The sequence below is a fragment of the Pseudomonas sp. GD03944 genome (assembly GCF_029839275.1).
GTDB lineage: Bacteria > Pseudomonadota > Gammaproteobacteria > Pseudomonadales > Pseudomonadaceae > Aquipseudomonas.
In genome coordinates, this window is sequence record NZ_JAOCAH010000010.1 from 123,944 (window position 1) to 134,360 (window position 10,417).

Annotated in this window: 11 protein-coding genes; 7 read left to right on the forward strand and 4 right to left on the reverse strand. The window is 67.1% G+C overall.

Annotation, left to right across the window (positions count from 1 at the left end):
- Window positions 1-45: 45 nt before the first annotated feature.
- Entirely contained in the window at window positions 46-984 is a 939-nt protein-coding gene (locus N5C28_RS16465; protein ID WP_279823976.1) for a class I SAM-dependent methyltransferase, read from the reverse strand.
- A gap of 203 nt (window positions 985-1,187) precedes the next feature.
- Here N5C28_RS16465 and N5C28_RS16470 point away from each other — a divergent pair, with 203 nt between their 5' ends.
- On the forward strand, window positions 1,188-1,346 hold the full coding sequence (locus tag N5C28_RS16470) for a hypothetical protein (protein WP_279823978.1): 159 nt from the start codon (window positions 1,188-1,190) through the stop codon (window positions 1,344-1,346).
- Between the two features lie 7 nt (window positions 1,347-1,353).
- Here N5C28_RS16470 and N5C28_RS16475 read toward each other — a convergent pair whose 3' ends face one another.
- Complete coding sequence (locus N5C28_RS16475; protein ID WP_279823980.1) at window positions 1,354-2,256, reverse strand: LysR family transcriptional regulator; 903 nt, start codon at window positions 2,254-2,256, stop codon at window positions 1,354-1,356.
- A 166-nt stretch (window positions 2,257-2,422) separates the two neighbouring features.
- Between N5C28_RS16475 and N5C28_RS16480 the strand changes: the two genes are divergently transcribed.
- The 6 genes from N5C28_RS16480 to N5C28_RS16505 all read left to right on the forward strand — a co-directional run bounded on the left by N5C28_RS16480 (window position 2,423) and on the right by N5C28_RS16505 (window position 9,181).
- Window positions 2,423-3,661, forward strand: coding sequence for a 3-hydroxyacyl-CoA dehydrogenase (locus tag N5C28_RS16480; protein WP_279823982.1), 1,239 nt, complete (start codon window positions 2,423-2,425; stop codon window positions 3,659-3,661).
- Window positions 3,658-5,448, forward strand: coding sequence for an acyl-CoA dehydrogenase C-terminal domain-containing protein (locus N5C28_RS16485; protein ID WP_279823983.1), 1,791 nt, complete (start codon window positions 3,658-3,660; stop codon window positions 5,446-5,448). The genes N5C28_RS16480 and N5C28_RS16485 overlap by 4 nt, the downstream gene beginning before the upstream one ends.
- Window positions 5,449-5,513: 65 nt before the next feature.
- The gene (locus N5C28_RS16490) at window positions 5,514-6,677 is read left to right on the forward strand and encodes an iron-containing alcohol dehydrogenase (RefSeq protein ID WP_279823985.1); all 1,164 of its coding nucleotides are present in this window, start codon (window positions 5,514-5,516) and stop codon (window positions 6,675-6,677) included.
- A gap of 80 nt (window positions 6,678-6,757) precedes the next feature.
- Window positions 6,758-7,192 (forward strand): thioesterase family protein, encoded by a 435-nt coding sequence (locus N5C28_RS16495; RefSeq protein WP_279823986.1) that lies wholly within the window; start codon window positions 6,758-6,760, stop codon window positions 7,190-7,192.
- Window positions 7,193-7,304: 112 nt separating this feature from the next.
- Window positions 7,305-8,372 (forward strand): DUF2157 domain-containing protein, encoded by a 1,068-nt coding sequence (locus N5C28_RS16500; RefSeq protein ID WP_279823988.1) that lies wholly within the window; start codon window positions 7,305-7,307, stop codon window positions 8,370-8,372.
- Window positions 8,369-9,181: a DUF4824 family protein gene (locus N5C28_RS16505; RefSeq protein ID WP_279823989.1), complete on the forward strand. Its 813-nt coding sequence runs from the start codon at window positions 8,369-8,371 to the stop codon at window positions 9,179-9,181. The genes N5C28_RS16500 and N5C28_RS16505 overlap by 4 nt, the downstream gene beginning before the upstream one ends.
- Window positions 9,182-9,249: 68 nt before the next feature.
- Here the strand turns inward: N5C28_RS16505 and N5C28_RS16510 are convergent, their stop codons facing one another.
- Together N5C28_RS16510 and N5C28_RS16515 are read right to left on the reverse strand one after the other, a co-directional pair.
- On the reverse strand, window positions 9,250-9,672 hold the full coding sequence (locus N5C28_RS16510) for a glycine zipper domain-containing protein (protein ID WP_279823991.1): 423 nt from the start codon (window positions 9,670-9,672) through the stop codon (window positions 9,250-9,252).
- A 158-nt stretch (window positions 9,673-9,830) separates the two neighbouring features.
- Window positions 9,831-10,316 carry a glycine zipper domain-containing protein gene (locus N5C28_RS16515; RefSeq protein WP_279823995.1) on the reverse strand — a complete coding sequence of 162 codons (486 nt, stop codon included), beginning with the start codon at window positions 10,314-10,316 and terminating at the stop codon, window positions 9,831-9,833.
- Window positions 10,317-10,417 lie beyond the last annotated feature (101 nt).

The window sequence follows — 10,417 nt, forward strand, 5'->3', positions numbered from 1 at the left end:
CTAGCCCAGTCTTTTCCCCGTGCTCGGGCGGCGCGCAAGGGCGCCTCAGGTGCGGCGGAACACCAGGGCCTTGAGGCCCCCGTCGGCCTCGATGTCGGCGAATTCGGGCGGGTTTTCCAGGCGTTCGACGAACACCAGCTCGGGCGCTTCCCGGGCGACGTTGTCGATCAGAAAGTCCGGACCGATCTGTGGGTCGTTGACGCAGGCCAGCACCTCGCCGTGCTCGCTGAGCAACTCCGGCAGGCGGCGCAGGATCTTCTGGTAGTCCTGGGTCAGGGCGAAGCTGCCCTTCTGGAACGACGGCGGGTCGATGATGATCAGGTCGTAGGGCCCCAGCTTGCGCACCTTGCCCCAGGACTTGAACAGCTCATGGCCGAGGAACTCGACCTTGCCCAGGTCGTGCTGGTTGAGCCGGTGGTTGTCGCGCCCACGGGTCAGGGCGGCCCGGGCCATGTCCAGGTTGACCACCCGGCTGGCGCCTCCGGCGATCGCTGCCACCGAGAACCCGCAGGTGTAGGCGAACAGGTTCAACACGCGCTTGCCCTCGGCGTGCTGGCGGACCCAGCGGCGGCCGTAGCGCATGTCGAGGAACAGGCCGCTGTTCTGCTTCTGGCCCAGGTCCAGCTTGAAGCGCAGGGCGTCTTCGTCGATCAGCCAGTGCTCCACCGGCTCGCCCAGCAGCCATTCGCTGCGGCTGTCGGCCTGGTAGCGGTGGTGCAGCAGCAGGCTGTGGGCGCCGCTGTCGCGCCAGGCCGGCGTCTGGGCGAGGGCCAGCAGCCGGTCGGTGAGCGCGGCCAGGTGCTCGGCCTCGGGCTCGCGAAACAGCGCCACCAGCACGATGCCCTGCAACCAGTCCACGGTGATCTGCTCCAGCCCTGGCCAGCGGCGGCCGCGCCCGTGGAACAGGCGCCGCGTTTCCGCCGGCGGCGGGCTCAGGGCGGCGAGCAGGTGATCGTGCAGGGTGGTCAGGTCGGCAGGGGTCATCGTGGTCGGTCTGGGCAGTGGGGGCGCGATTCTATCAGGCGAGGCCGGCCCCGACCGGCGTGGGTTGCCAGGCCGGTCATCGGATCACGCGGCGCAGGGCCGAAAGCGCCTTGATTGTAGGCCTGGCGTCACTATGCTCTCTGCGTGCACCTGTCGAGGTGATGTGCCGTCGTTCGAGGGCATTATCGAGAAGGAATTCGGCCGTGGAAGAACAGCGCTACCTGCCCGCCTTGCGGGCCTATATCGATCAGTTGCTCGGCGCGGGCTGGGTCATTGCCAGCCGCGAGCCCCTGAAACTGCGGCTCGGTCGTCGCACCTGCCTGGTGGCGCACGGCATGCTGATCAGCGAAGGCCCGCTCTGACGGGCCGTCATCCCTGACCGATTACGACGATCTGCTCGATCAGCCACTGCAGGGCGGCATCGCGCTGGCGCTGCGCCAGGCTGACGACGTCCAGGTGGAACGGGCCGACCGCGAACGGCAGCTCCAGCAACTGCAAGGGCAGCAACCCCGCGAAGTGCCGGGCCAGCTGGCTGGGCAGCACCGCCGCCAGGTCGCTGCCGGCGACGATATGGGCGGCCTGCAGGTAATTGGGCGTGGTGTACAGGATGTCCCGGGCCAGGCCCTGCTCCCCCAGCCACTGATCGACCATGCCCCGGGTCTGCCCGCCGTGCACCCACAAATGCCGCAACGTCAGGAAGGTCGGCAGGTCCACGCCCGCCGCGCACAGCGGATGGCCCTGGCGCACCGCCAGGGTGAGGCTTTCGCTCATCCAGTGGCGGCGACTGAAGCGCGCCGGTGTCTCCTCGAAGCGCCCCAGCACCAGGTCCAGCTCGCCCTTGTCGAGGGCGTCGGCCGGCAGGCTCGGGCTGAGGTGGCGAATGTCGATGCGAATCCCCGGCGCCTCCCGGTTCAACTGCTCGATCAGGCGCGGCATGCAGATCAGCTCGACGTAGTCGGTGACCGCGATGCGGAAATGCTGGGTGCTGCGGGCCGGGTCGAAGGCCTGGTCGGCGCTCAGGCTCTGCTCGATCTGCTGCAGCGCTTCGCGAATCGGCGCCTCCAGCGCCAGGGCCCGGGGCGTCGGCTGCATGCTGCGACCGACCCGGACCAACAGCGGGTCGTCGAGCAGAGAGCGCAGGCGGTTGAGCGCGTTGCTCACGGCCGGCTGGCTCAGGGCCAGGCGTTCGGCCGCGCGCGATACGTTCTGCTCACGCAGCAAGGCGTCGAGCACGCGCAGCAGGTTGAGGTCGAAGTGGGGATGCAGCCTCACGGGTGTCTCCGGCGATGGGCAGGTGCAGGGTCGCAGCGCGCACGGTGCGGCGCCAATTTATTCAGCGGCTGAATATGAAGTATCACAAGACTAAATTTCAAAAATAGTAACGCCTTGCTTAAGGTGGCTGGCGATTTTTTGCTCGGATAACAACAAGAGGATTCCCATGAGCAACGTCTTTCCCGTCCAGCTCGCCGCGGTGATCGGTGCCGGCACCATGGGTCGCGGCATCGTCATGAGCCTGGCCAATGCCGGCATCCGGGTCCTGTGGCTGGACAACAACCCGCAGATGCTCGAGCAGGCCATGACCGTGGTCGCCGACACCAACACGCACAACGTCCGTCTTGGGCGCATCAGTGAGGCGCAGGCCGCCGAGCGCCTGGCCTGTGTCACGCCGGTTGGCGAGTACGCGGCCCTGGCCGATGCCGACCTGGTGATCGAGGCGGTGTACGAGAACCTCGAACTCAAGCAGCAGATCTTCCGCACCCTGGACGACACCCTCAAACCCGGGGCAATCCTCGCCAGCAACACCTCGGCCCTGGATATCGACGCGATTGCTGCCGTCACCCGGCGCCCCGAGCAGGTGCTGGGCCTGCATTTCTTCAGCCCGGCGCACATCATGAAACTGCTGGAGATCGTGCGCGGCGCCCGTACCGCCCCGGCGGTGCTGGACGCCGCCCTGGCCCTCGGCCAGCGCATCGGCAAGGTCAGCGTGGTGGCGGGCAACTGCGACGGCTTCATCGGCAACCGCATGCTGCACACCTACGTGCGCGAGGCGCGGATGATGCTGCTCGAAGGCGCCTACCCGCATCAGGTCGACGCGGCCCTGCAGGGCTTCGGTTTCGCCATGGGCCCGTTCCGCATGTACGACGTAGTGGGCATCGACCTGGAATGGCGCGCCCGCGAGCTGGCCGGCACTGGCCAGGACGATCCGGCGGTGCAGGTCGACAACCGCCTGTGCGAACTTGGCCGCTTCGGCCAGAAGACCCGCCTGGGCTACTACCGCTACGCCGAGGGCAGTCGCCAGGCCGAGCACGATCCGGAAGTGGACATGCTGGTGCAGGAGACCGCCGCGCACCTGGGCATGACGCGTCGCGAGATCGGCCCGGAGGAAATCCTCGAGCGCTGCCTGCTGGCGCTGGTCAACGAGGGCGCGAAGATCCTCGAAGAGAACATCGCGGCCAACAGCCATGACATCGACCTGGTGTACCTCAACGGCTACGGCTTCCCCACCGCCCAGGGCGGCCCCATGAGCTGGGCCGACAGCCAGGGCGCGGCAGATATCCGGCAGCGGCTCCAGGCCCTGCAGGCGCGGTTCGGCGAGCACTGGAAGCCGGCCGCGCTGATCGACGGGCTGGCAGCCGCCGGCAAGCGTTTCGACCAGGTTCAGGAGGGGCGAGTATGAGTTACCAGGCACCGCTGCGGGACATGCGTTTCGTCCTGCATGAGTTGTTCGATGTCACCGGTCATTGCGAGGTGCTGGGCAATGGCCTGGACCGCGAACTGATCGACGGCGTGCTGGAAGAGGGCGGCCGCTACGCCGCCGAGGTGGTGGCGCCGCTCAACCGCAGCAGCGACGAAGAAGGGGTCGTGCTCGAGAACGGGCAGGTGACCACGCCCGATGGCTTCCGCGAGGCCTACCAGCAGTACGTGGATAACGGCTGGGCGAGCATGACCGGGCCGAGCGAGTACGGCGGTCAGGCGCTGCCGCAGATGCTGGCGTGCAACTTCCATGAAATGCTGATGGGCGCGAGCCTGTCGTTTCGCGTGTATTCCGGCCTGACCGAAGGCGCGGTGCTGGCGCTGTACAAGCACGGCAGCGAAAGCCTGAAGACCCAGTACCTGGAAAAACTGGTCAGCGGCCAGTGGGCCGGCACCATGTGCCTGACCGAACCCCAGGCCGGCACCGACCTGGCGCTGCTGCGCACCCGTGCCGAGCCCCAGGCGGACGGCAGCTACCGGGTCAGCGGCAGCAAGATCTTCATCAGCGGCGGCGAACAGGACCTCTCGGAAAACATCGTGCACCTGGTGCTGGCGCGCCTGCCCGATGCCCCGGCCGGGGTGAAAGGCATCTCCCTGCTGCTGGTGCCCAAGTTCATTGCCGCTGACGACGGCACGCCGGGGCCGCGCAATGACCTGAGCTGCGGCGCCATCGAGCACAAGATGGGGATCAAGGGCGCGGCCACCTGCGTGATGAACTTCGACGGCGCGCGGGGCTGGCTGATCGGCGAGGCCAACCAGGGCCTGGCGTGCATGTTCACCATGATGAACGACGCGCGCTTCCAGGTCGGTCTGCAGGGCCTGGGCATCGGCGAGGCGGCGTTCCAAGCGGCGCTGCGCTACGCCCGCGAGCGCCTGCAATCCCGTGCCCTGACCGGCGCGGCCGAGCCGGACAAGGCCGCCGACCCGATCATTCACCACCCGGATGTACGGCGCATGCTGCTGACCCAGAAGACCCTGGTCGAAGGCTGCCGCATGCTGGCCGTTTACTGCGCCCGGCAGCTCGACCTGGAGCACGGCCACCCCGAGGCGGTCGCGCGCAAGGCGGCCGGCAAGCGCGCGGCGTTGCTGATCCCGATCGTGAAGGCGTTCTTCACCGATATGGGCCAGGAAGTCGCGAGCCATGCCGTACAGGTCTATGGTGGACATGGGTACATCCGCGAATGGGGTGTGGAGCAACTGATGCGCGACAGCCGCATCACCCAGCTCTACGAGGGCACCAACGGCATTCAGGCGCTGGACTACATCCGCCGCAAGTTGCTGGGCGATGGCGGGGCGGAGCTGCGGGCCCTGCAGGAGGAGTTCCAGGCCCTGTGCGATGACCAGGTCGGCCGGCAGGCGCTGGCGGACCTGGCGGATACGGTGACGATGCGCCTGGAGGAGTGGCGCCAGTTGAGCCAGGAGATCATCGCGGCCACCCAGCGCGATGCCCAGGAGATCGGCGCCTGTTCGGTGGACTTCCTCCAGTACTCGGCCTACGTGTTGCTGGCCGGGTTCTGGTTGCAGGCGGCAGCCCGGGCGCAGGATGCCCTGGACGTCGGTGAGGGCGATGCCGCCTTCTACCAGGCCAAGCTGCACAGTGCGCAGTTCTTCATGCGCCGGGTCCTGCCGCGGGCCAGCAGCCACCGCGAGGCGCTGATGGGCGGCGCGCAGTGCCTGATGGCCATGCCCGAGGCCAGCTTCGCGTTCTGATCGTCCGGTGCGCGAGGGCTTCAATGCCCTCTCGCCCCCACGCAAGACAACAGGAGGACAGCAGCATGCATCCCTTCAGCTTCTCCACCACCGCGCAGATCATCTGCGAAACCGGCGCTTCCCGGCGCCTGGCCACGCTCTGCGCCGAACGCGGCGCCGCGTCGGTGCTGATCGTCACCGACCCGGGCATCACCCGGCTCGGCCTGCTGGCGGAGGTGCTGACCGGCTTCTCCAGCGCCGGCATGTCGGTGGCGGTCTATGACCAGGTGGTGGCCGACCCGCCCGAATCCATCGTGCTGGACGCCGTGAACCAGGCCAAGGCGCTCAAGGCCGAGCTGATCGTGGGCTTCGGTGGCGGCAGTTCGATGGACGTGGCCAAGCTGGTGGCGCTGCTCGCGCACCCCGAGTGCCGGCAGACCCTGCAGGACATCTACGGCGTGGGCAATGCCAAGGGCCATCGCCTGCCGTTGATCCAGGTGCCGACCACGGCGGGCACCGGTTCGGAAGTGACCCAGGTGGCGATCATCACCACTGGCGCCACCACCAAGATGGGCGTGGTCTCGCCGCTGTTGCTGCCGGACCTGGCCCTGCTCGACGCCGACCTGACCCTGGGCCTGCCGCCGGCGGTGACGGCCGCCACGGGCATCGACGCCATGGTGCACGCCATCGAGGCCTACACCAGTGCCCTGAAGAAAAACCCGCTGTCGGACCTGCTGGCCCGGGAGGCCCTGCGCCTGCTGGCGGCCAACCTCGATGAAGTGGTGCACAACGGCGGCAACCGCGAGGCACGCCAGGCCATGCTGCTGGGCGCCTGCCTGGCCGGCCAGGCGTTCGCCAACGCGCCGGTGGCCGCGGTGCACGCGCTGGCCTATCCCCTGGGCGGGCACTTCCACATTCCCCACGGCCTGAGCAATGCCCTGGTGCTGCCTCATGTGCTGGGGTTCAATGCCTCGGCCGCCGCCCCCCTGTACGCTGAGCTGGCACCGCTGGTGGTGGGCGATTCGTTGCGCCGTGGCAGCGCCATGGACCAGACCGAGCAGTTCATCCTGGCCCTGGCCGATTTCAGCGAGCGCAGCGGCCTGCCGACGCGCTTGCGCGATGCCGGTGTGCCGCAGGATATGCTGGAGCAACTGGCCAGCGATGCCATGCTGCAGCAGCGCCTGCTGGTGAATAATCCCCGGGAGATGACCGAGGCCCACGCCCTGGCCATCTACCAGTCGGCCTATTGATGGTCTGTCGCGGCTGAAGCCCTCGATCCCTGTGTGGGAGGGGCTTGCGCCGCGCCTCATTCAACCCTTCAAGGACACCCATGAATCCACCCCAGCACACGCGCGGCGATTACCCCCACTTCCAGCCAATCACCACGCGCTGGCACGACAACGATGTGTACGGCCACGTCAATAACGTCACCTACTACAGCTACTTCGACAGTGCGGTGAACGCCTACCTGATCGAGGTGGGCGGGCTGGATATCCACAGCGGCGAGGTGGTGGGTTTCGTGGTCAGCTCCAGCTGCGACTACTTCGCCTCCATCGCCTTCCCCGATGCCATCGAGATCGGCCTGCGGGTCGGCAAGCTGGGTAACAGCTCCGTGCAGTACGAACTGGCGGTGTTCAAGGCCGGCGAAGACGAAGCCTGCGCCGCCGGCCGCTTCGTCCATGTGTTCGTCGACCGCACCAGCAACCGCCCGGTGCCGATCCCCGAAGCGCTGCGGGGTGCACTGGCGCGGTTGAGCCTGGAGTAAGCCGCGGCCCGTGACGCAGGTTCGATCCCGCGCATCGGGCATTCGTGTTTTTCCCGGGTGACGCTAGGATGTGAGCATCGCCCGAGAAGGGCCAAGGAGAGTCCCGGCGGCCATGGCCAACCCAACCCGTGAACAGGCGCAGCAACGCGCGGATCGGATTCATGCGTTTCAGCAGGAGCTGTTGCAGCTTCAGGTGGATCAGGTGGTCGACCTGTCCGGCGAGCAGCAGCAGGCGATCGATCGCTACCACCGGGGGCTGCTCGACCATTTCACCACGCACCTGGACATCGACGCCGACCAGCGCTCGCGGCAGCTGTCGCTGGGCATGCGGGCCGCCTCGCTGTTCGGCGCCCTGGCCTTGGCGACCGGGCTGTTCTTCCTGTTCTACCAGTTCTGGGGCCTGTTCAACGAGGCGTCGCAAGTGGCCATCCTGCTGGGCAGCGCCCTGGGCAGTGTGTTGCTGACTTTCTGGATACAGAAACGCGACAGCTCCGGTTACTACGTGAAGCTGGCGGCGCTGCTGGCCGTCGTCTGCTTTGTGTTGAACCTGGTCATGCTCGGGCAGATTTTCAATATCACTCCTTCGGACAAGGCGCTGGTGCCCTGGGGCCTCCTGTCGCTGATCCTGGCCTACCAGTGCCGACAGCGCGTGCTGCTGGGCTTCGGGTTGTTGTGCCTGGGGGTGTTCGTCGCGGCCCGGGTGAATGCCTGGGGCGGGTTCTACTGGTTCAGCCTGTATGAGCGTCCGGAGAACTTCCTGCCCGTGGCGCTGGTGGTGTTCTGCGTGCCACAGCTGATCGACCATACACGCTTCAGCGGTTTCGCCAGCCTGTACCGCAGCCTGGGCCTGCTGGCGCTGTTCATCCCGGTGTTGGTGCTCTCCTACGAGGGCAATTCCAGTTACCTGCCGTGGTCGAGCGACGTGGTCGAGGGTGTCTATCGCTTCCTCAGTTTCGTCCTCGCCGGGCTGGCGACCTGGCTGGGGATTCGCCGGGGCTGGCCCGAGGTGGTCAACGTCAGCCTGGTGTTCGCGGTGATCTTCCTCTACGCCAAGCTGTTCGATTGGTGGTGGGAGCTGATGCCCAAGTACCTGTTCTTCCTGCTGCTGGGGACCTTGTCGCTGCTGTTGCTGGTGGTGCTGCAGCGCTGGCGCAGGCAGTTCACGGGAGGCGCGCGATGAGTCGTCCGGGCGTGCGTGGCTGGCTGTGGCTGAGCCTGGGGCTGATCCTGTTGAGCAACGCGGTGGCGCTGGCCGGCGTTTACTACAACCGCAGTGGCGAGCCGCAGAGCGTGCTGACGCTCAGCGAACGCGAGCTGATGCTGTCCCGCGGATTGTGGCTGGATCGGGAGACGGACGGTGTGCTGCACCTGCAGCTGATGTGGCGGGAGGAAGGGAATCAGGGCGAGGTCATCTGGCTGGACCGGAGCAAGTTGCTGTCCCTGGGCTTCGTCGTGCCAGCGGTCACCGACACGATCGAGCTGGAGTTTTATCGGCGCAACCTGGAGCGCTCGGTCTGGCTGGTGCTGGAGCTGGATGGGCCGGCCTATCAACGTGAGCTGAAGCGAACTCGGCAGGCGCTGGAAAAAGCCGAGGCGCGGTTGCAGGCGCTCCCGGACGACGAAGCGTTGCAGCACCGGCGCGATCGGCAACGTGAGTACCTGGAGGATGAGGAGCATCACAGCAGCCGCCTGTTCCTCGTGGATGCCGGGCTGGATGTCGAAGCGCTGCGGGCGCAGTACCCGGATCGCAGGCGGTATGCGCTGATCGCGGGATATATGCGGCCCTACTACCGCTCCGACAAGGACACCCCGCTCTTCAGTGCGTCGATCCGTTCGGAGGTTGCCGAGATCAGCGTGCCGTTCGCGCTGCGTGAGGTGTTTTCCACCTGGAACAGGCATCAGCGTTACGGCGAGCAGAAGCCAAAAGTCCGGGCCGAGATCGCCTTTGGCCAGCGCTACGAGCCGTGGATGATTGACGCGGTGCGTTAAAGACCATCGCGTGACCCAGGCATGAAAAAGCCCGCCAATGGCGGGCTTTTTCATGGGCGGTACGGCCATCAGTGATGGCGGTGCTTCTTGTGTTTCTTGTGCTTCTTGCCGTGGCGATGACCGTCATCACGGTCGCTGCCCGCGTACTCGTTGGCCAGGGCGCCACCTGCGGCACCGCCGAGGCCGGCACCGATGGTCGAACCGGTGCTGCCGCCGAGCTGGCCGCCGACCACCGAGCCACCGGCGGCGCCGAGGCCGCCACCCAGGGCCGCTTCAGTCTTGTTGCCGTCCCGCGCGGTGATCACGCCACCCGCCGCACCGCCGAGGCCGGCACCGATGGCCGCACCGGTGCTGCCACCGACCTGTTGGCCTACCACGTTACCCAGCACGCCGCCCAGGCCACTGCCGATGGCGACTTTGCCGGTGTCGCCGGCGAATGCAGCCGGAGCTGCCAGCGCGCTGAATGCCAGCGCGGAAAAGAGAGTGCGCATACTGCCAACCTTCCAGAAGAAACCGCTGCCCATCGAGCGGGCGAATGACCCCACGGCCTGTCATGCAGGCCGTGGGGCGTCTGTTAGATCATGATTCGCAAGGAAATTCCCGCCACTCGTCGGGAGACGCGCCGGGCGATCGCCAGGCGCTGCGTTGATCAATCGTCGTGGCGCCAGCCGTGGTGCTTGTGGCGCTTGTAGTGACCATACTTGTGCCCGCGGCCCGGGTGATCACGGTAGTAACGACGGTCATCGCGGTAGTGGCGACGACGGTCGTCGTCATGGCGGCGATCGTCGCCATAGTAGTTGCCCAGGGCGCCGCCGGCACCGCCGCCGAGCGCGGCACCGATCAGCCCGCCGGTGTTGCCACCGACCTGCTGACCAACCACGTTGCCGCCAGCCGCGCCGAGGGCACCGCCGATGGCCGCTTCGGTACGGCTGCGGCGGTCGGCACCGACCATGCTGCCTGCCGCGCCACCTACACCGGCGCCAATGGCGGCACCGGTGGTACCACCGACCTGTTGCCCGACGACCGCACCCAACACTCCGCCCAGGGCACCGCCCACACCGGCTTCGGTATTGCCGGCGAGCGCGGCACCACTGGCCAGGCTCATGGACAGGAGGAGAATCGAGGACAATTTCATGATGAGGACGACCTCAGGTGACTGTGATGGGGCCGATCCTGAGGTCGAGCGAGACGGCCGACAAGCGCCGTTTGTCGGCCTTGCGGTATTTTTCACTATTT

Bases quoted from the DNA above. Each gene is read 5' to 3' on its own strand.
- N5C28_RS16485 (WP_279823983.1), top strand. From the start codon at position 3,658: ATGAGTTACCAGGCACCGCTGCGGGACATGCGTTTCGTCCTGCATGAG.
- N5C28_RS16465 (WP_279823976.1), bottom strand. From the start codon at position 984: ATGACCCCTGCCGACCTGACCACCCTGCACGATCACCTGCTCGCCGCC.
- N5C28_RS16500 (WP_279823988.1), top strand. From the start codon at position 7,305: ATGGCCAACCCAACCCGTGAACAGGCGCAGCAACGCGCGGATCGGATT.
- N5C28_RS16495 (WP_279823986.1), top strand. From the start codon at position 6,758: ATGAATCCACCCCAGCACACGCGCGGCGATTACCCCCACTTCCAGCCA.
- N5C28_RS16510 (WP_279823991.1), bottom strand. From the start codon at position 9,672: ATGCGCACTCTCTTTTCCGCGCTGGCATTCAGCGCGCTGGCAGCTCCG.
- N5C28_RS16480 (WP_279823982.1), top strand. From the start codon at position 2,423: ATGAGCAACGTCTTTCCCGTCCAGCTCGCCGCGGTGATCGGTGCCGGC.
- N5C28_RS16515 (WP_279823995.1), bottom strand. From the start codon at position 10,316: ATGAAATTGTCCTCGATTCTCCTCCTGTCCATGAGCCTGGCCAGTGGT.
- N5C28_RS16490 (WP_279823985.1), top strand. From the start codon at position 5,514: ATGCATCCCTTCAGCTTCTCCACCACCGCGCAGATCATCTGCGAAACC.
- N5C28_RS16505 (WP_279823989.1), top strand. From the start codon at position 8,369: ATGAGTCGTCCGGGCGTGCGTGGCTGGCTGTGGCTGAGCCTGGGGCTG.